At 72.3% G+C, this 19,545-nt stretch carries 16 protein-coding genes and 2 riboswitches; of the genes, 11 read left to right on the forward strand and 5 right to left on the reverse strand.

Annotation, left to right across the window (positions count from 1 at the left end):
• Positions 1–3 precede the first annotated feature (3 nt).
• From NBZ83_RS08035 to NBZ83_RS08055, 5 genes are all read left to right on the forward strand, one after another.
• Positions 4–435: a TIGR03667 family PPOX class F420-dependent oxidoreductase gene (locus NBZ83_RS08035; protein WP_261568048.1), complete on the forward strand. Its 432-nt coding sequence runs from the start codon at positions 4–6 to the stop codon at positions 433–435.
• A 123-nt stretch (positions 436–558) separates the two neighbouring features.
• The gene (locus NBZ83_RS08040) at positions 559–1,509 is read left to right on the forward strand and encodes a pseudouridine-5'-phosphate glycosidase (RefSeq protein WP_261568050.1); all 951 of its coding nucleotides are present in this window, start codon (positions 559–561) and stop codon (positions 1,507–1,509) included.
• A 174-nt stretch (positions 1,510–1,683) separates the two neighbouring features.
• Positions 1,684–3,906, forward strand: coding sequence for an MMPL family transporter (locus tag NBZ83_RS08045; RefSeq protein ID WP_438803296.1), 2,223 nt, complete (start codon positions 1,684–1,686; stop codon positions 3,904–3,906).
• A gap of 95 nt (positions 3,907–4,001) precedes the next feature.
• A complete protein-coding gene (locus tag NBZ83_RS08050) occupies positions 4,002–4,487 on the forward strand; it encodes a PH domain-containing protein (protein ID WP_261568052.1) in 486 nt (161 codons plus the stop codon).
• Positions 4,484–5,866 carry a PH domain-containing protein gene (locus NBZ83_RS08055; protein WP_438803297.1) on the forward strand — a complete coding sequence of 461 codons (1,383 nt, stop codon included), beginning with the start codon at positions 4,484–4,486 and terminating at the stop codon, positions 5,864–5,866. The genes NBZ83_RS08050 and NBZ83_RS08055 overlap by 4 nt, the downstream gene beginning before the upstream one ends.
• On the opposite strand, the gene NBZ83_RS08060 is transcribed toward NBZ83_RS08055, so the two are convergent.
• From NBZ83_RS08060 to NBZ83_RS08080, 5 genes are all read right to left on the reverse strand, one after another.
• Entirely contained in the window at positions 5,863–6,936 is a 1,074-nt protein-coding gene (locus tag NBZ83_RS08060) for a nucleotidyltransferase domain-containing protein (RefSeq protein ID WP_261568053.1), read from the reverse strand. The genes NBZ83_RS08055 and NBZ83_RS08060 overlap by 4 nt on opposite strands.
• A gap of 436 nt (positions 6,937–7,372) precedes the next feature.
• Complete coding sequence (locus NBZ83_RS08065; protein WP_261568055.1) at positions 7,373–7,942, reverse strand: GNAT family N-acetyltransferase; 570 nt, start codon at positions 7,940–7,942, stop codon at positions 7,373–7,375.
• Positions 7,935–9,200 (reverse strand): NAD-dependent epimerase/dehydratase family protein, encoded by a 1,266-nt coding sequence (locus tag NBZ83_RS08070; protein WP_261568056.1) that lies wholly within the window; start codon positions 9,198–9,200, stop codon positions 7,935–7,937. Before NBZ83_RS08070 ends, NBZ83_RS08065 begins: the two co-directional genes overlap by 8 nt.
• Before the next feature lie 265 nt (positions 9,201–9,465).
• Positions 9,466–10,260, reverse strand: a complete 795-nt coding sequence (locus NBZ83_RS08075) for a CAP domain-containing protein (RefSeq protein ID WP_261574651.1) — start codon at positions 10,258–10,260, stop codon at positions 9,466–9,468.
• A 275-nt stretch (positions 10,261–10,535) separates the two neighbouring features.
• Complete coding sequence (locus NBZ83_RS08080; RefSeq protein ID WP_261574652.1) at positions 10,536–11,297, reverse strand: DedA family protein; 762 nt, start codon at positions 11,295–11,297, stop codon at positions 10,536–10,538.
• A 460-nt stretch (positions 11,298–11,757) separates the two neighbouring features.
• Between NBZ83_RS08080 and fbaA the strand changes: the two genes are divergently transcribed.
• From fbaA to NBZ83_RS08110, 6 genes are all read left to right on the forward strand, one after another.
• Positions 11,758–12,795, forward strand: coding sequence for a class II fructose-bisphosphate aldolase (gene fbaA / locus NBZ83_RS08085; protein WP_261568060.1), 1,038 nt, complete (start codon positions 11,758–11,760; stop codon positions 12,793–12,795).
• Between the two features lie 1,002 nt (positions 12,796–13,797).
• Positions 13,798–14,011, forward strand: a riboswitch (cyclic di-AMP (ydaO/yuaA leader).
• A gap of 7 nt (positions 14,012–14,018) precedes the next feature.
• Entirely contained in the window at positions 14,019–14,699 is a 681-nt protein-coding gene (locus tag NBZ83_RS08090) for a transglycosylase family protein (protein ID WP_261568062.1), read from the forward strand.
• A 463-nt stretch (positions 14,700–15,162) separates the two neighbouring features.
• Positions 15,163–15,362, forward strand: a riboswitch (cyclic di-AMP (ydaO/yuaA leader).
• A 2-nt stretch (positions 15,363–15,364) separates the two neighbouring features.
• Entirely contained in the window at positions 15,365–16,084 is a 720-nt protein-coding gene (locus NBZ83_RS08095) for a transglycosylase family protein (RefSeq protein WP_261568063.1), read from the forward strand.
• Positions 16,085–16,127: 43 nt separating this feature from the next.
• Entirely contained in the window at positions 16,128–16,565 is a 438-nt protein-coding gene (locus tag NBZ83_RS08100) for a DUF3151 domain-containing protein (RefSeq protein ID WP_261568064.1), read from the forward strand.
• Between the two features lie 73 nt (positions 16,566–16,638).
• The gene (locus NBZ83_RS08105; RefSeq protein WP_261568065.1) at positions 16,639–17,922 is read left to right on the forward strand and encodes an adenylosuccinate synthase; all 1,284 of its coding nucleotides are present in this window, start codon (positions 16,639–16,641) and stop codon (positions 17,920–17,922) included.
• 133 nt (positions 17,923–18,055) lie between these two features.
• A complete protein-coding gene (locus NBZ83_RS08110; protein ID WP_261574653.1) occupies positions 18,056–18,961 on the forward strand; it encodes a hypothetical protein in 906 nt (301 codons plus the stop codon).
• Positions 18,962–19,545: the final 584 nt, after the last annotated feature.

Below are 19,545 nucleotides of genomic sequence, written 5' to 3' on the forward strand. Positions count from 1 at the left end.
ACGATGTCCGTACTTCCCGATCCCGACACCGCGTTCGGGGCGAAGGTCGCCCGGCGGCTGGACGAGGACCGGATCGCCTGGCTGACCTCCACCGACCGGTCGGGAACCCCGCAGCCCGCGCCGATCTGGTTCCTGTGGGATTCCGCCACCGCCAGCGCCCAGCTTTACAGCGAACCCACCGCGCGGCGACTGAGCCGGATCCAGGCAAATCCGCGCAGCTCCCTGCACCTGGACGACGACGGCCGCGGGGGCGACTTCGTCGTCCTCACCGGCGTGCTCACCGCCGACCTGGACGCCGCGCCCGCAGATCAGAACCCCGGATACCTCGCGAAGTACAGCGAGTGGGCGAAGAACGTGTTCGGTTCGGTCGAGCGGTTCGCGACGCTGTACAGCGTGCCGCTGCGGTTCCGGGCCGAGCGCGCTCGCGGGCAGTGAGGCGCGAGCAGTGAGGCGCGGGCAGTGAACGCCGGCGACACCGCCCGCCGCCGCCCGGTTACCCCGTGCGGACCGCCCATTTCCGACCGATCGGGCGGAGGCGGAACGACGTAGGGTCAGCCCATGGCGGGCAGATCGAACATCGTCGTCTCGGCAGCCGTGCGGGATGCCCTGGCCGGCGGGGCGCCGGTAGTCGCGCTGGAGTCGACGTTGATCGCGCACGGGCTGCCCCGGCCCCGCAATCGCGAGGTCGCAATGGAGCTGGAACAACAGGCCCGCGACCGGGGCGTGACCCCCGCGACGATCGCGGTGATCGACGGGGTGCCCCGGATCGGCCTGGACGAACCGGATCTGCGCCGCATTGCCGACGACGTCCACGTGGTCAAGCTGTCCGTACGTGATCTGCCGGTCGCCTGCGCCACGGGGTGGACCGGAGCAACGACAGTCGCATCCACCGCTCTGCTCGCGTCCCGCGTCGGGATTCGCCTGTTCGCCACCGGAGGTCTCGGCGGGGTGCACCGCGGCGCCGGGGACAGCTTCGACGAATCCGCCGACCTGGTGACCCTGGCGAGCACGCCGATCACCGTCGTGAGCGCCGGGGTCAAGTCGATCCTTGACATCAGCGCGACCCTCGAACGGCTCGAGACGCTGGGAATCACCGTCATCGGCTATCGGACGTCGACCTTCCCCGGCTTCTACCTGCCGCACACCACCTACGACCTGGACTGGCGGGTCGGCGACGCGAGCCAGGTCGCCACGACGATGACGGCGGCCGACACGTTGGGGCTCACCTCGGCGATTGTCGTGGCCAACCCGCTGCCCAGCGACCAGGCCCTCGACCCGGCCCTGCACGACAGGGTGCTGGCCGACGCTCTGGCCTGGGCCGCGGAACGTGGCATCCGCGGAAAGGCCGTCACGCCGTTCCTCCTGGAGACCTTTCACCGGGAGACCGGCGGAGCGAGCCTGGAGGTCAACATCAACGCCGTGCGGAACAACGTCGCCGTCGCGGCGGACATCGCCCTCGCCTGGGCTGCCACGGACCCGGCCGCCGCAGATCGGACGTATCGGCCGTAAGCGACTCGGCTGCGCCCCACGCGACTCGGCGTCTGGGCCGCGGAGCTGCGACGATTCCGTCGGGGCCGCGACGCCGGATGAGCCGGGAGATCGCGACGGCACCGCGGGAGTGACCGTCCGGCGCCGTTTGCCGGCGGACGGGCGCAGCACTGCCGAACAGGAGGCTGGCGGGTCGTGTCATGGGTGATCGGACGCCGCTCAGCCTGGATGATCATTGCCTTCTGGCTCGCCGTCGGCGGGGTGGCAAGCCCGTTGGCCTTCCGCCTCGCGGACGCCCAGAAGAACGACGCGAGCGCCTTCCTCCCGGCGGACGCCGAGTCGACCCGCCTGCTCGCCGCGCAGCGCCACTTCCCCGGCGGGGAAGCCGTCCCGGCCATCGTCGTCATGACCAGGCCGGCGGGCCTGACCCCGACGGACCGGTCCGCCGCCGCCGCCATCGCCGGGGCGCTGCGCCCATTCGCCTCCGGCCCTGTCCTCGGACCGATCATCTCTCCCAACGGGCGAGCCCTGATCCTCACCGTCCCCCTCGCCCAGCTCGACGACGCCGCCCAGTTCACCGACAACGTGCGCGAGATGCGCCGGATCGCCACCCGGCTCTCCCCCGCCGGGACCGAGACCGCGATCACCGGGCCGGCGGGGCTGATCGCCGACGCCTTCCAGACGTTCAGGACGATCGAAAGCTGGCTACTCATCGTCACCGCAGGGATCGTCGCCGCGATCCTGCTGGTGGTCTACCGAAGCCCGCTGCTGTGGCTGGTTCCCCTGGTGTCGGTGGGCATCGCGGACCAGGCCGCGGCCGGGATCATCAGCCTGCTCGCCCGGCACAGCGGGCTGACCGTCAACGGGCAGAGTGCGGGCATCCTGCGGGTACTCGTCTTCGGGGCCGGCACGGACTACGCCCTGCTACTCATCGCCCGCTACCGGGAGGAACTCACCCGCCATCGGGATCCGGCCCATGCCATGCGGGAGGCGATGCGGCGCGCTGGCCCCGCGATCCTGGCCTCCGCCGGGACCGTCGTCATCGCGATGCTCTGCCTGCTGATCGGGGAGCTGGCCTCCGACCGCGGGCTCGGGCCGGTCGGCGCGATCGGCATCGCGACCGCACTGGTGACGATGACCACGTTGCTTCCGGCGGCGATGGTGCTCTGTGGACGCCGACTGTTCTGGCCGTTGATCCCCCACTTCGGAGAACATCCCCCGGTCACCGACACGGCCCGGCGGGGACCGGCGGCGCGGACCGCCCACCTGAACGCGCTGGCCGCGCCCACCGTCCCCGGTCACGAGGATCTCACCGAGTTCGACCTCGCCGAGGAGCCGGGGCGCTGGGTCAGGATCGGCGCGGCGATCGACCGGCGTCCGCGGGTGGTATGGGTGGGAACCTCGCTGGCGCTGGGGGTGCTCGTCCTCGGCCTGCTGACGATGGACACCTCGCTGCGGCAGGACCAGGGCTTCCGGCACCGGGTGGAATCGGTGCACGGCATCGAACTGATCTCCGCGGGTTTCCCGCCGGGAGTCGCGGCGCCGACGTACATCATCGCATCCGAACGGGCGGCAGCGCAGGTCGGTGCCGTGATCCGAGCGACGCCGGGGGTGGCGGGGACGGCCGAGATCGGCCGCGCCGACGGCCAGGTGCAGTTCCTCATCGCCCTGCGGGATCAGCCGGACAGCCAACGTTCGTTCGACACCGTGCGCGAGCTACGGTCCAGGCTGCACCGGATCCCGGACGCGGGCACGCTGATCGGGGGGAACACGGCGGTGAACCTCGACGTACGGCAGGCTGCGGTGCGCGACCGCAGGATGATCATCCCGTTGGTTCTCGCCGTCGTGCTCGTGGTGCTGATGTTCCTGCTGCGCTCGATCGTCGCCCCGCTGATGCTCATGACCACGGTGGTGCTGTCCTACCTCGCCGCGCTCGGCGCAAGCGCCGTCGCCTACCGCTGGATCTTCGGCTTTCCCGGCGCCGATCCCTCGCTGCCGCTGCTGGCGTTCATCTTCCTGGTCGCGCTCGGCGTGGACTACAACATCTTCCTCATGACCCGGGTCCGCGAGGAGGCCGAGCGGATCGGTCCCCGGCCCGGCGTACTGCACGCGCTGGCCGTCACCGGCGGTGTGATCACCTCCGCGGGTGTCGTGCTGGCCGCCACCTTCTCCGCTCTCGTCATCTTTCCGCTCGTCCAGCTCACCGAAGTCGGTTTCGTGGTCGCGTTCGGCGTCCTGCTCGACACTCTGGTCGTGCGGTCGATCCTCGTGCCGGCGCTGACGCTGGACATCGGCCGACCCATCTGGTGGCCCAGCCGACTGGCTCGCACGGACGACACCGGTAGCGCTCCCCCGGCGGCCGCCTCCGGCGGACCGATCTCGACGCCGCGCCCACGGCCACCGCACCATCGGGTGTAGATCCGCGGCGAGACTCGCCCCGGCCAGCCCGACGACCGCGATCCGCTCGCCCCATTCCGGTCGGTCGTATCCGAGGTGCGACTTATCGTTACGGCATGCCCGACGCTCTCCTGCCGGATCCCGAACAGTGGCGGGCCCTGCCTCCGGGGCTGCGGCGCCTGCGCCGGACGCTGCTGGTCCTCGGGACCGTTCCGGCGGTGGCGCTCGCCTTGCTGATCTCACTCTCGGTCGGCGGCTGGCCCTGGGTCCTGCTCACCGCCGTGCCCCTGCTGGCGGCGACCTGCGTCTGGCGGTCCATCGGCGCGAGTTGGCGGGCCTGGAGCTACGCCGAGCGGGAGGACGATCTGCTGATCAGCCGGGGTGTGCTGGTACGCCGCCTGGTCGTCGTGCCCTACGGGCGGATGCAGCTCGTCGATGTCACCGCCGGGCCCCTCGCCCGGCGCTTCGGCATCGCCAAGGTGCAGCTGCACACCGCAGCGGCGGCCAGCGATGCCGTCATCCCCGGACTGCCCCACCAGGAGGCCGCCCGGCTGCGCGACGCCCTCACCGAACGCGGCGAAGCTCGGTCGGCCGGCCTGTGACCACCGAGCGTGAGACCACCGAGCGGCACACCGAAGGACGGCACACCGAAGGACGGCACACCGAAGGACGGCACACCGACGTGGTCGCGCCGGACGGGTTCCACCGGCTGCATCCCCTCACGCCGTTCCTGCGCGGCTGGGTGATCGTCGCCGCGTTCGCCGCGACCGTCGGGCGTAACCTCGCCGAGGACGTCACGGCTCGGGCCGTCGGCCTCACCCTGATCTTCCTGATTCCCGCGGCCGGCACCTACGGGTACTGCACCTGGCGGTTCACCCGCTACCGGATCGAACGCGACGGCCTGCGGCTCGACACCGGTCTGCTGGTGCGGCACACCCGCTACGTCCGGCTGGACCGACTGCAGTCGGTGGACATCGTCCAGCCGCTGCTCGCCCGGCTGATCGGGCTGGCCATCCTGCGCCTGGACCTGGCGGGCCGGGAACGCCGGGAACGATCCGACTCCGACGGCGGCGATTCCGGGTCCGATCTGCGGTACCTGTCGATCGGGCACGCCCACCGGCTACGCGCCGAGCTGCTTGCCACCGCGGCCGGGCTCGCTCCCGACGTCGGCGAGGCGCCGCACCATCCGCTCGCCGAGGTACCGCCGAGGCGGCTGATCGCCGCGATCGCCCTGTCGCCCGCGCCGTGGGCGGCGTTGTTCGGGGCGGCGGCAATCGCCACGCCATCGCTGCTCACCGGCACCAGGGCCGGCGTCCTGGGCGCGATCCCGCTGCTCGGCTGGCTCTGGCACACCACCTTCCGGATCTTCGCCGCCGGCTACCCGTACATCGTGTCCGAATCGCCGGACGGGCTGCGCATCGACAGCGGGCTGCTTGAGCGCGCCCACGCCACCATCCCGCCGGGGCGGGTCCAGGCGATCAGCATCGGGGAGCCGATGCTGTGGCGCCCATGCGGCTGGGTGCGCGTCCGGATGAACGTCGCCGGCGCCGGCCCGTCAGTCCTGCTCCCGGTCGCCCGCCGGGACGAGGCCCTCAAGCTGATCGGCAGGCTGCTGCCGGGGGTGGACGTGGCCGAGGTCGAGTTGACCCGCCCGCCGCGGCGGGCCGCGCTGCTCGCCCCGCTCCACCGACGGGCGCAGTCCTGTGGCGCGGACGATGTGGTCTTCATCGTGCGCCACGGGCTGCTGCACCGGCACACCGATCTCATCCCACACGGCAAGGTGCAGAGCATCCGTCTGGTGGCGAACCCGCTGGCCCGGCTGCTTCGCCTGGCCGACGTGCACCTGGACACCACCGGCGGACCGGTGCGGGTGCGGGCCGGCCTGCGCGACCAGGCCGAGGCACTGCGGATGGTCGCCGTCCAGGCCGAGCGGTCCCGGCTGGGGCGCCGCGCGGCCCTGCCGGACCGGTGGATGACCTAGCCGAAGGTCGGGAACTCCGGGCCGAATACCGAGCCCCACAGGGCCACGGCCTCCTCGTGATCCCCGGCCTGTTCCGCTTCGACCGCCTTCGCCGAGTAGATCCGGGCGGCCCGGATGGTCTCCGCGAGCGCGTCGACGTCCTCGGGACGCAGGTAAGCGGACAGGTCGCCGCCGACGTCCGCCGGGTCCGCCGCCACCAGACCGACCTCGTCCATGTGGCGGAAGACCTCGGCGAGCCCCTGCCGGGTGTTGAGCCCGCGCCCGGCGAGGACCTGTCCGGCGAGCGCCTCGATGTGAAACGAGCGCAGGTGGCTGCCGCACACCCGGTTCCACGCCTTGAGCAGGCGCACCGCCGAGATCACCCGAGGGCCGAGGTCGGCGGTCCAGCTCGTGTGCCGCTCCGGACGGGTCGGCAGCCAGCCGCCGACCCGGTCGGGCATGACATAGCCGGCCCGGGGATGGTCGAACGCGGGGACGAGGTGCACGTCGGGCGGCGAATCGTAGACGATGCGCAGCGCCTGGCCGCGGCTGCCGATCGTCTGGATCCGCTCGCCGCCGATCGCGTTGCGCACGCAGAGCACCAGGTCACGCGAGTCCCAGCGGAACCGCTTCCAGGCGCTGTTCGCGGCGGAGAAGACGGCGAAGATGTCGACTTCGTCCAGCGGCCGGATCATGGTGTCCCGCCCGGCCGACCCGATCGTCGCGACGCCGACCAGCGGCAGCGCGCACCGGGGCGGGAAGATCGCCCGTAGTGCCCGCTCGGCCTCATCCCGGCGGGCGGCGATGACGGCCTTGTCCTCGGCGCTGAGCCGAATCAGATCATCGAGCTTGGCGAAGGCCCGTGCCGTCGTCCCGACCAGCAGGGGGCCGGTCATCGCTCCGGTCGTCGGGTTGATCGGCGGCAGGGATGACTGGGCGGGTGCCCCACCATCGGGTGGAAACAACGCGTTGGGCGCGCCAGGCGTGGACTCGTTGGACCGCCGCCAGTGCGACGGAATGATCAGATGGTCGTAGGTGACCTCTCCCGGCCGGATTCCGGCCGGTGTCCCCCGAGGGGTATCCACGCTCATGCTGCTGACCTCCCAGGCGCAGGTAGCGCCGAACCGTTCGGGCTCCCCTCCCCGGACGCGAGGCGGGCCTCCCACGGACCGCCTCGGACGCCCCGCCCTCACTCGACCCGTCGGCCAACGGTCGCGACATCGCTTTACATGGTGCCCCAGGGCATCACGGTCTGAACAGGGGGCTGCCATCGCGGCGTGTCCACCGCTCGCCCTGTGCCGACGAAACTACGAGAAGACGGATGTCGCCAGGCTGACAGCAGACCACCACCACGGCAACGCCGACACAATTCCGCGCAGGGCGACACAACGACGCTGGGCAGGGGTTTTCGGCTCGGCAAGCATGAAATGGGCTGGTCCGGGCGCGTGACCAGCCGGGACGGCCGAGGTGGCGGCGCGCCGGCGGGCAGCGGCCGAGCCGCATGACAGTGAGTAACCGCCCAGATGATCAATCCGTCGGCGGGCGTAGCCAGATCCGCCACCAGTCGGCTATCAGGACGGGGGTAGGCACGAACGAGGTCGCCTGTCCCAGCCGCTTCCCGATCCCGTCGCCGCGGCGGATCCTCGTCTCCACCAGAGCACCGCGGTACTCGAACCAGCCGGCGACGGCGCGGACCGCCTCGGTCGCGTAGCCCTCCTGCCGGCACCCGAGCACGATCGACACACCGACGGCCGTGCGGCGGCCCTGGGTGTCCGCGGCGACCAGACCAACGGCCGCCGGCCCCGACTTGAGCCGCAGCACCCAGGTCAGCACCGACCGGCCGGCGCCGGCCCGGCGGCGCAGCTCACGGCGCAGCGACCCGGCCGGGTCGAGCGGGTCCGGGGCGGCGGCGTGCGGATCCGTGCCGACGATCCCGCCGTAGGGGCCGACTCCGTCCCCGCCGCGTCCGCCCGACCGGGCGACGACCGCCGTGAACGCCAGCGTGGGCGCGAGCTCCTCGGCGACGTACCCGGCGTTCCAGATGGTGAGTGGCAGGGCAAGCAGCCGGGGGGTGGTGAGGGTCGGCCCTTCACCCACGGCGAGACGGCTCCTGGACCCCGAGCAGGCCCCGTTCCCGCAGCCACGACTCGGTGCGGTTCATGCCGTCGGCCAGCGACACGACGGGCGACCAGCCGGCCAGCCGGCCGATCCGGGAAATGGAGAAGCCGGCGTCGCGGGTCAGTTCACGCAGGCCGAGCGCCCCGAGATCCACCCGGGCGCGCGGGTCGACGCCGGCCACGAGCCGGGCCCCGAGATCGCGGACCAGGGCACCGGCGGGTCGGCCCGGCACGGACGTCGGGGGGGCGACGCCGGGCGGTGCGGCCACCGCGGCGGTCCCCGCCAGCTCCAGCGCCTCCGATTCAGGCCCAGCGCCCGCCGGCGCCGACGACCTCGGTGTCGCCAGGCGACCCGCGCCGAGTGCCCGAACCCGATCCCACGCGTCCACGGCCTCGACGAGTCGGCCCGGCACGGACCGCGGCGAGGGCAGATCCAGCATCCGGCTGTAGTACCCGAAGAACTCGGCGGCGCTGACCTGCTCGCCCCCGGTGACGTGCAGCACCTCGCCGGCGACCGCCGCGCGGTCCGCGGCGGCGACCGCCGTCACCGCCGCGACCACGTCGTCGACGTGGACCGGGCTGAGGACGCCACGGCCACCGTCCACCAGCACGAACCGCCCGGCCCGCATGAGAAGCACCGGCCACAGCGTCCAGCGCCCCGCGCGGGGGCCGTAGGCATCGCCGATACGCATGACGGTGGCACCAAGCCCGTGCGCTGCGGCCGAGCCCACCGCCTGCTCGGCGGCGGCGAGTGCGTCGGCCCGCGCATCGCCGGTGAGACCGACCGGGGCGGTCTCGTCCACCAGCGGGCCGCCCACCAGGCCGGCTTCGGCCCGCTCGCTGCCGCGCGGCGCCACCAGCGGCAACACGTCCACGCAGGACAGATGCAGGAAACGGGCGACCCCGGCACGGGCGGCCGCGTCGAGCAGGGCGGCGGTGCCACCGAGTGTCACCCGCCGAACCTCGGCGCCGGGGACCCGCAGCGGCGCCCCCGCGCGCCCCGGGCGTACCGGGGTGAGCTCCGCGACGCCGCCGGTGCCCACCGCGGCGGCGTGGATGACCAGTTCGGCCCCGTCGAGCGCCCGCTCCCAGTCACCTGGCCTGCTGATATCGGCCTGCACCACGCCGGGTGCGCGCCGGACATCCAGCGCGACGACGTCAGCGCCCTGCCGACGCAGGGCATGCGTGAGCGCTCCGCCAAGAAACCCGGCCGCGCCGGTGACCACCGCCCGAACCACGGCCCACTCCTCCTACCCGGATCACCCACGACCAGGTCACCCGCGTCGACGATCCTGTCGCGATCGCCGCAGTCAGCTCCGCCGGCCGTGCCGCGTTCGCTGCCGTCGGCGACGACGTCCCGACCCTACGGGATCGACCGCCCCGTGACAGCGGACCATCGGCGCGAGTCCACCCGGCCGGCCGGCCCCCGGTCCCGCACGCAACCGGAACCCGCCGGTGCCGGGGGCGGTGCGGCGCACTCGGTGATCGGACCGGGGTGTCGCCTCAGGGGCCCGTTCCGGGGGTCGCGAAGTCCTGCGTCCAGTAGTAGCCGTAGGCGCCGCCTGTCGCGAGGCCGACGCCGACCCGGGTCAGCGAGCAGGTGAGGATGTTAGCCCGGTGCTCGGGGCTGTCCATCCAATCCCGGACGACCTCGGCGGCGCTGCGCTGCCCGGCGGCGATGTTCTCCGCGGCGACGGAGAAGTCGAAGCCCGCAGCCGTCATCCGGTCGAACGGGTTACGACCGTCGGGGCTGTCGTGGCGGAAGTAGCCCGACGCGGCCATGTCGACACTGTGCGCCCAGGCCGCCGCCGTCAGCACCGGATCGGCCACCAGGTTCGGGCAGCCGGCCACCCGTCGCTCGCGGTTCGTGGCGACGATCACATCGGCGACCAGCCGAGCCCGGGCGACCGGCTGACCGAGCGCGGCGAGACCGGCGGTGCCCGCGGGGGCCGTTCCCGTCGCGCCCGGACCGGCCTGCGGCGACGGCTGCGCACTGGTGATGCCACCGATCGGGGCCGCCAGCGCCTGGGCCCCGGTACGCGCCGCGGTGAGGCTGCCCGACCCGGCCCGGCCGGAGGATGCACCTGCGGCCGCCTCGTCGACGTTCCCCGGGGACGACCCGCCGGCCGCCGACGTCGCGTTCGCGGCGCCGACGGCAACCCGGCCGGCGGTCGCGCCGACGTCGCCGACGACCCACAGTGCGAACACGAGCGTCACCAGCAGGACGCCCCCCGCCACGCCGAGCCCGGGCACCACCGAGCGCCGCGGTGCCCGGTGCCGATTACGCGTGCGTTGCATCGAACCCTTCGCTCGGTCGGCCCCCCGACCTCCTGCCTGGATCGATCAAGGCTAGCTGGGCGTAGTCAGGAACTACCACCCTCAACGCCCATCGCCTACCCGATGTGATCGGGTAGCAATGTGGTGGAGATTACCCGCCGAATCGGCCAGGGCGGAGGCCTTGGCGCGGGGGGCACAAAGGGACAACGTCAACGTCCCTGCGGCGGCGAACCCCGGTCAAACCCCGGCCGAACGGGCAGCGAGCGGGCGGCGAACTGCGGCGGAGACCCCGCGGGTCACCGCTTGCGATCGACCACCGAGGCCGCCGAGGGGTCCGGCCCCGACGCCGGTGCCGGAATCGGTTCCGGCGGACCGTCGCCCGGGCGGGAATCATCACTCGCCGGCTCCCGGTCAGCGGCCGGCGCGACGGCCGGCCCGGGGGCCGACTCCTCCCGGGCATCCCGGCTCCGGGCGGAGCGGCTCCGGGCGGAGCGGCGGCGCAGCAGCTCGCCGCCGACCCCCGCCAGGACGGAGGCGACCACCACCACCAGCGCGAGCCAGCCCGTGGCGTCGCGCAGGCCAGGGATCGCGGAGGCCGCGTAGCCCAGCAGGATCAGCCCGGTGCCCCACACCGCCGCGCCGGACACCACGGCGACGAGAAACCGGTGCCACGGCATGGCGACGGCGCCGGCCAGGACCGGGGCGAATGTCCGCGCCCAGGGAACAAACCGGGCAGCCACCAGTGTGACGGCCCCGAACCGCCGGTAGAACTCCTCCGTCCGGGCCAGGGCCGAGGCGTACCGGCGTTCCAGGAACGGCCGGCCCAGCCGGTGACCGGTGTAGTACCCGGCCGCGGCGCCGGCACTGGCCGCGACGGCGACGCCGACCGACAGAACATAGATCGAGACGTCCGCGCCGGCATCCGCGGCGACCAGACCGGCTGCGAACAGGATCGTGTCCCCGGGAAGCCAGAACCCGATCAGGATCCCGCTCTCGGTAAAAATCATCGCGAACAGGACGATGTACAGCGTCGTCCCGGACAGGCTGCCGACGTCCACGTGACCAGTGTGACGGGCGGGCCCGCACCGGTGGCGGGCGCGTCGCCGCGGTTGACATCCCGGGCCCGCCGACGGACCACACCCGTCCGGGCCACTGCGCACCTCGCCGGGCCACGCCCGCGCCGGGAATGGCGCCACGTTTCGGCCATCAGGCGCACACGCCGCCCGGCGAGCCAATCGGATAAGTCCGCGACGCCGCCTCGGACGTCCCGCGAGCCGCGCACCGGCCACCGGACCGCCGCGGGAGGCAACGGCGCCGCGACACCTGCGCGTCGGCGCCGCGTCGGAAGCCGACTTTGCCCCGGCGACGTCGGCCGCATCCGACCACGCCGACGGGGCATGCCGTCATACCCTTCGCCCACCAACAGTCCAACGGCGGTCTGCAGGTCCCATCGGGCTGCCCAGCGCCGCCGTACATGGCTGATCGGCGCCCCGACAGCTTCGACAAGGAGCCCCACCGATGCCCATCGCCACGCCAGAGACCTACGCCCAGATGCTCGACCGGGCGAAGTCCGAGTCCTTCGCCTACCCCGCGATCAACGTCACCTCGTCGCAGACCCTCAATGCCGCCCTGCGGGGATTCGCCGAGGCGGGCAGCGACGGGATCGTGCAGGTTTCCACCGGTGGTGCGGAGTACCTGTCCGGTTCGACGATTAAGAACATGGTCCTGGGCGCGGAGGCGCTGGCCGAGTACGCCCACCACGTCGCGAAGGCTTACCCGGTCACCATCGCGCTGCACACCGACCACTGCCCGGCGGACAAGCTCGACACCTACATCCGGCCGCTCATCGCGATCTCCAGGGAGCGGGTCGCGGCCGGGCGTGAGCCGCTGTTCCAGTCTCACATGTGGGACGGCTCGGCCGTCGAGCTCGAGGAGAACCTCAAGATCGCAGAGGAGTTGCTCGCCGACGCCGCCGCCGCGAAGATCGTTCTCGAGGTCGAGATCGGGGTCGTCGGTGGCGAGGAGGACGGCGTCGTCGGCGCAATCGACGAGAAGCTCTACACCACGCCGGGCGACATGTGGCGAACCGCCGAGGTCCTCGGCTCGGGCGAGAAGGGCCGTTACCTGCTGGCCGCCACCTTCGGCAACGTGCACGGCGTGTACAAGCCGGGAAACGTCAAACTTCGTCCGACGATTCTTCGCGAAGGCCAGGATCACGTCGCCAAGAAGCTGGGTCTGCAGGCCGGCGCAAAGCCGTTCGACCTCGTCTTCCACGGCGGCAGCGGCTCCGACCTCAGTGAAATTCGGGAGACTCTGGACTACGGCGTCGTGAAGATGAACGTGGACACCGACACCCAGTACGCGTTCACCCGCCCCATCGTGGACCACGCCTTCAGGAATTACGACGGTGTGCTCAAGGTGGACGGCGAGGTCGGGGCGAAGAAGGCATACGACCCGCGCACCTACGGAAAGCTCGCCGAAACCGGCATGGCGGCCCGCGTGGCCCAGGCCTGCGAGGACCTCCGCTCCGCCGGTCGGTCCCTCGGCAAGGCGTAGCCACCGCCGGCTTCCGAACCCGGCCCAACCGTAACCGTCCAGGCCCGGAGGACGACACCGGGCGGATCGTCGCCCCAGGTGCGCCGCCGGGCGCTGTCGGCCCGCAACGGGCAGCATCAGGCCGATCCGGGCCGGCCGGTCGGGTGGTTTTTACCTAAATCTCCGGCTTGGCCTGCCGATCCGACCGGACCGGCTCCTCGCCGGCCCGCGTCGGCGGACATTCCGGTTGGCGCGCGGATTCCGGCATGCCCCGCCGGGTCGGGACGCAGCGATCGGCGCCGAGCGGACATCCAGCACGCTCCGCGCCGGCGATGGTCCCGACGATGTCCCGTATGATGCGGGCACCCACGGTCCCCCAGTTGCACCATGCGACTGGGGGACCACTGTTTTTCCCCGAGTGGTCCCCATCGGGTCCGTTGCCCGGTCACGCTTACCGACAGCAGGTTTCGGCCAGATCAACCCACACGAGGCGGGTGTGCGGCCGCACCGGACGCCCGGGGGCCAACCAGGACATCCGGCCCCGGGACCTGGGCCTCCGGGCACCGCCGTCCCGCCACGTGTCCGGCCGGACGCGCGGCGCACCCGAATGACATCTTTGTAAGTCACCGCCAGGTTTCAGTATCTTTTCTCACACAGGTAGGCCGGACCGGACGAACTGGGGTATTCGGGTCAATGCGTCCATCCGGCGCGCGGGCCCGCAGTCGATATTGCTTCTCCGCAGGTCACCCATTCGGCGCGATTCACCACGCTCTGGTCGCCATCACCCATCGGCAAACAGGGTGATCAGCCCGACACAAATGCCCCTGCCAGTCATACCGCCAGGTTGATGAGCGGGCGCGCACGCGCGTTACCAGTCACCCCAGGGCTACTCAAGCAGGCGCGCCGACTGTGCTCTTTTTCACGCGCCCTATTCAATGCTTGGCGACTCGCCGGGCGGCGTGGTTATGGTCTTCGCCGTGCCGACAACAACGTCTGGCATTCGCCGGGCGGCACGCCGAATCCTGCCCCCGACCGGCGATTTCACCAGACTGAGCGGCAGGAACGGGGGAACCATCTCCGAGCGTCGAAAGGATTCGATGCTCTCGGGGTGAAGCCATGAGTGACGGTCGCACGAGGCTCTTTCGGTGCGAGCACACGTCCCCAGGAATACCTGGCATGGCCGGGCAGTTCCCAGCCCGAATCCGACAGCTCACCTCGCAGGCGTGGGGAAGGACCACAACTATATGTCCGACGCACGTACTAGTGGTCGACAATGGAGCGCCGGCGCCCGCATCAGGGCGCGGACCCTCATGGTTGCTCCGGTTCTCGCAGCGGCGGTCGGCGGCACCCTCGCGGTGAGCCAGCCGGCCGAGGCGGCGACAACCTGGGCGGGTCTGCGACAGTGCGAGTCCGGCGGTGACTACACGGCCAACACCAGAAACGGCTACTACGGCGCCTTTCAGTTCTCGGCCAGCACCTGGCACAGTCTCGGCTACTCCGGCCTGCCACACGAGGCGGCCCCGGCAGTCCAGGACGAGGCCGCTCTCCGACTCGCCCAGCGCTCCGGCTTCGGCCAGTGGCCAGTCTGCGGCCGCGGGATGGGCGCTGACCAACTCGCGGGTGGCACGTCGTCGAGCGGCGCGGTGCAGGCGTCGCGCTCGGCGCAGCGTGCCGTGCTGACCGTCAGCCCCGTCGCCTCCACCACCTCGCACTTCACCCGCACCCTCACGGCCGCGCTGGTCAGGCAGGATCGCGCCGATGTGCGCGCCTGGCAGACCCGGATGAGCCAGCTCGGTTACCCAATCGCGGTCGACGGCCACTTCGGACCACGCTCCGCCGCCGCCGCCCGCGCCTTCCAGGGCTCCCATGGTCTGGCCGTCGACGGCATCGTCGGCCCAGCGACCTGGCACGCCACCTTCGGCTGAGCGCCGCATCACGCGCGGTAGCCATCCGGCCGATCGCCGCGCCGCCTAACGGCACGTACCACATGTAGTCCATCCGGCCCGGGACGCGGGGACGCGCGTCACGACTCCCGGACGACCTTCCCACCCCGGTGACACCGGCAGGGAAGCTCACCAACTCGACCCGACCGGCCCGCCCGGACGCCCGGACGATCTCCGCTGCGCGTTCGGAAACGGGCCGGTCGGCCACCATCTCCACACCGGATGCGCCCTACGGGGTCGGGATACCCCCGCCGCGCCGCCGGCACACCCCGCCGCCCGATCGGGCGGCACTCTCGGGCTCCGCCGTTCGCGCGTCCCAACCTGGTTACTCCGAACCACCCGGTTTGCGCCCCCTGGACCGCTATCGCTAGAGTGCCGATCACTCGCCACCCTGGCGGGGCCGCTCGGACGGACGCCGAGTCCTGCCCGACGTACGAGCGGTCGGCACTAGTACGCACCGCAACGGGCAGGAGTGGGGGACCCACCAATTCGGGCGTCCCAGACGCCCTTGGGGTTAAGCAGGCTCGTCCCAGCCATCCGGTGGGGAGAACGTTTCTCCGCATCACCGAAGGACCTGGGCGAACCGGCCGGGCCATCCCAGCCCGCACCCGACAGCTCACCCCGCAGGCGATCGGGATTGGACTGACATGCCGTCAGGACAGCGTGGTGGTAAACATCGGGCCCCGCAGGCCCATTCGACCGCGGGTCGTATCCTTCGCACCACCGGCGCGGTGACGGCCATCGTCGGCAGCGGGCTCGCGGTCACCGCGGCCCCGGCCGGCGCCGCCACCGCCGACGACTTCGCCAAGCTCCGGCAGTGCGAGTCCGGCGGGAACTACTCCATCAACACCAACAACGGCTTTTCCGGCGGGTACCAGTTCGACGACCAGACGTGGCACGGCCTCGGCTACTCCGGCCGGCCCTACCAGGCGTCCCCCGCCACTCAGGACGAGGCGGCCGCCAAGCTCTACAACTCGCGGGGCTGGGCGCCCTGGCCGTCCTGCTCCCGGAAGATGGGCCTGACGAACAACGGCCCGGCCTCGGTCGGCTCCGGTTCCGGCGACGTCATCGAGCAGGCCCTCACCCCTGCCGAGCCGCCGATGACGCTCGACCGCGCCCGCCAGGAGATGGGCGACAACGCCTACAAGGGCACCGTCCTCAACGCCGGATACGGCGACGACGTCCGCCCGGACGCCTTCGTCTGGCAGGCGGCGATGCGTAACAAGGGCTTCGTGCTCACCGTCGACGGCAAGTTCGGTCCGCAGTCCCAGGGCATCGCCGCCCTCTACGGCTACCTGACCCGGGTCAACGACGGCCAGCCCGGTGCCGTCGGCCAGAACCTGTGGAACGTCACCGTCCGATCCTGACCCGGCCCGAGGGGTCGCCCCGACCGTGCGGCAGGATGCTCCCATGACGACGCCGTCCGATCCGGCCCGCAACCTGCTCTCCGGCCCGCCGCCGACGCTGCTGCCTTCCGACGCCATCGCCACCGACGCGCTGGCCGCGGGCGAAGCGCCGGCCGCCGTGGCCGCCGCCTCGCCCGCGCTGAGCGCCCCGTGGGCCACCCTGGCCGAGATCGCGCTGGCCGGCGACCGGCCTGTCGAGGCGTACGCGTACGCCCGCACCGGATACCACCGGGGGCTCGACGCGCTGCGCCGCGCCGGCTGGCGGGGCAACGGGCCGGTTCCCTGGTCGCACGAGCCGAACCGTGGCTTCCTGCGTTCCCTGGCTGCGCTCGGGCGCGCCGCGGCGGCCATCGGGGACACCGAGGAAGCCACCCGCTGCAAGGCATTCCTCGCCGACAGCGATCCCGCCGCCGCCCGCGCACTCGACTTCGACGCACCGTGAGACCCCGGCGTCGGGCGGTAGGAGCATCGCGCGATCGGCCCCGCGTGAGTGCCATCCCTAGTAACCTCGCCCGGTGCCCGCTCTCGTCCTCATCGGCGCCCAATGGGGCGACGAGGGAAAAGGAAAGGCGACCGACCTTCTGGGCGGCGCCGTCGACTACGTCGTCCGATACCAGGGCGGCAACAACGCCGGCCACACGGTGGTCATCGGTGAGGAGCGCTACGCCCTCCACCTGATCCCCAGTGGCATCCTGCGGGCGGACTGCGTGCCGGTGATCGGCAACGGAGTCGTGATCGACCCCGGCGTGCTGCTCACCGAGATGGACGGGCTCGCCGCCCGGGGCATCGACGTCTCGCGCCTGTTGATCAGCGCGAACGCCCATCTGATCATGCCGCACCACCGGGCCCTCGACCTGGTGACCGAGCGCTACCTGGGCAAGGCCCGGATCGGCACCACCGGTCGCGGCATCGGCCCGACCTACGGCGACAAGGTCGCCCGCACCGGCATCCGGGTCCAGGATCTGCTCGACCCGGGCATCTTCCGCAAGAAGCTCGAACTCGCGCTGCGGGAGAAGAACCAGGTCCTGGCGAAGGTCTACAACCGGCGGCGGATCGAGGTGGACGAGGTGGTCGAGGAGTACGCCGCCTACGCCGAGCGCCTCGGCCCGCACATCGCCGACACCAGCCTCGTCCTGGACCGAGCGCTGCGCGAGGGCAAGGTCGTGCTGCTGGAGGGCTCCCAGGGCACGCTGCTCGACGTCGACCACGGCACGTACCCGTTCGTGACCTCGTCGAACCCGACCGCCGGGTACGCGGCAACCGGCGCCGGCATCGGGCCGACCCGGATCAACCGGGTGGTCGGAATCATCAAGGCCTACACCACCCGGGTGGGCGCCGGCCCCTTCCCCACCGAGCTGGACGACAAGGTTGGCGAGGAGCTGCGGCGCATCGGCGGCGAGTTCGGCGTGACGACCGGCCGCGCGCGGCGCACCGGTTGGTTCGACGCGGTGATCGCCCGCTACGCGGTGCGGGTCAACGGCCTGACCGACCTGTTCCTCACCAAGCTGGATGTGCTGTCCGGCTTCGACCGGGTGCCGATCTGCGTCGGCTACGACATCGGTGGCAAGCGGGTCGACGAGATGCCGATGACGCAGACCGAGTTCCACCACGCCCGCCCGATCTACACCGAGCTGCCGGGCTGGCAGGAGGACCTCTCCGACGTGCGGAAGTACGCCGACCTGCCCGCGACGGCAAAGGATTACATCCGGGCGCTGGAAGATCTCTCCGGCGCCCCCGTCTCCGCGATCGGCGTCGGCCCGGGCCGGGACCAGACCCTGGTCATCAACGAACTGGTCTGACCCCGCCCGGCATCGCTCCCGCCCGGCACCGCTCCCGGCCGCCTCACCGTGCACCCACCGCACTTGCATTACACAGCGTTACCGTTGACGCTTGGGTGGTCACGTTAAGCGATGGCGGGTGGGGGTGAGGACGATGGCCGGTGCAGGGTCCCGCCCGTCCAGCGACGATCACTCCGTGCCCGGTCAGATGCCGGCGCCGTCCGCCCCCGTCACCGCCGACGCCCGGCCCGTCGCCGACGCCCGGCCCGTCGCGGAGGCCCGGCCCGTCGCGGAGGCCCGGCCCGTCGCGGAGACCCGGCCCGTCGCGGAGACCCGGCCCGTCGCGGAGACCCGACCGGCGTTGTGGGCGCCGGCGGTGCGGCCCCGGTACCTACGCCCGACCGACTCCGACGCCTGGCCCGTCGGGTTCTCCCCCACCGGCGAGGCGCTGCCGGACACACTCACCGACGTGCTGCTGCGAGGCAGCCACGCCATCCGCAGCTCGAAGCGCGCCGAGGCACAGCGGCTCGAACGCGCCGCCGCGGTCGCGAACCATGTTGACGCCCAGATCCGCGACTTCCTGGACTTCTGCGCCGCGGAAAGTCTGGTGCCGCCGGTCACCGTGCGGGCCCGCGGCACCGTGGCACGCCGGAACGCGGGTCGGCACGGGCCTCGCTCGCGCGCGGTCGTCGACCCGCATGGGAGCCTCGCCGCGCAGGTCACGGCGGATGGCGGCGACGAGCCGGCCGCCGGCGGGCACTCGCCGCACCGGGTGCATCGCCGCGAGCGGCTCAAGGCCTGGCCGCTGCTGTACTGGCGGTGCGAGCCCTTCCCGGTCGCCGGGCGGTCGCTGCACCTGTTCGTCGAGCCGGGCGGGCGTGCCTTCGAGGGACACGACGATCCGTCGCCGCTGACGGTGCTCGGCCGGGAGGTCCGCGTCTGGCCGGTCGACGCGGCCGCCATCGTCGCCGGCATGGCCGAGGTGGACGCGCGGCGCTGTGCCCTGCATCTGGTGCACGGGATGGCCCACCTGCTCTGGCGCGCGGGCGTCGGCCTGTGATCCGAGGTGCTGGACGGTACGTGCCGTCGTCACCGGCACGACCCGCGGGCTGACCGCCGCGAGCCACCGCGACGACCGCGCAACGCCGGGCGTCGGCTCGTGCGCCAGCGGCGGATGCGTGGGAGAGCGCCTATCTGTCTCTTCCACCGGGTTCGGCGTCCGATTCATCCCTGCGGAAGAGACAGCTGGGCCGCTCCCATGCACACCATCTCGGCCCAGGCTTCGAGGTAGCCGAAGGCGACCCGCCAACGGAAGGTGATCTCCTGGCGGCCACGGTTCACACAGGGTTCAGCGACCACAGCGTGGGTGGGGGCGAGCTCAGGACGCGGTACATCGCCGCCGGCGGGTGGGCGCGGGACACCTGATGATCAGCTAAGCGCTAAGCTGGAGCTGTGACCCGACCCGATCGCCGCGGCTCCCGGCCTGTTCCGGCGGTCGCGGGGGTGCCGCGCCGTTCGGCGCGACCGCGCCGGCTCCCCTCCCCGGCGCCGCGCGTCGGGGACCAGCGTTGACGGCCGCCACCGGCCCCCGTCTGCCCTGCGCACCGCCGCGGCGCGGCCGCGGCGGTGCGCAGGGCAGACGGG

The sequence above is a fragment of the Frankia gtarii genome, from assembly GCF_025403375.1.
Taxonomy (GTDB): Bacteria; Actinomycetota; Actinomycetes; order Frankiales; family Frankiaceae; genus Frankia; species Frankia gtarii.

Bases quoted from the DNA above. Each gene is read 5' to 3' on its own strand.
- NBZ83_RS08075 (WP_261574651.1), bottom strand. From the start codon at position 10,260: ATGCAACGCACGCGTAATCGGCACCGGGCACCGCGGCGCTCGGTGGTG.
- NBZ83_RS08100 (WP_261568064.1), top strand. From the start codon at position 16,128: ATGACGACGCCGTCCGATCCGGCCCGCAACCTGCTCTCCGGCCCGCCG.
- NBZ83_RS08040 (WP_261568050.1), top strand. From the start codon at position 559: ATGGCGGGCAGATCGAACATCGTCGTCTCGGCAGCCGTGCGGGATGCC.
- NBZ83_RS08060 (WP_261568053.1), bottom strand. From the start codon at position 6,936: ATGAGCGTGGATACCCCTCGGGGGACACCGGCCGGAATCCGGCCGGGA.
- NBZ83_RS08050 (WP_261568052.1), top strand. From the start codon at position 4,002: ATGCCCGACGCTCTCCTGCCGGATCCCGAACAGTGGCGGGCCCTGCCT.
- fbaA (WP_261568060.1), top strand. From the start codon at position 11,758: ATGCCCATCGCCACGCCAGAGACCTACGCCCAGATGCTCGACCGGGCG.
- NBZ83_RS08095 (WP_261568063.1), top strand. From the start codon at position 15,365: ATGCCGTCAGGACAGCGTGGTGGTAAACATCGGGCCCCGCAGGCCCAT.
- NBZ83_RS08090 (WP_261568062.1), top strand. From the start codon at position 14,019: ATGTCCGACGCACGTACTAGTGGTCGACAATGGAGCGCCGGCGCCCGC.
- NBZ83_RS08110 (WP_261574653.1), top strand. From the start codon at position 18,056: ATGGCCGGTGCAGGGTCCCGCCCGTCCAGCGACGATCACTCCGTGCCC.
- NBZ83_RS08035 (WP_261568048.1), top strand. From the start codon at position 4: ATGTCCGTACTTCCCGATCCCGACACCGCGTTCGGGGCGAAGGTCGCC.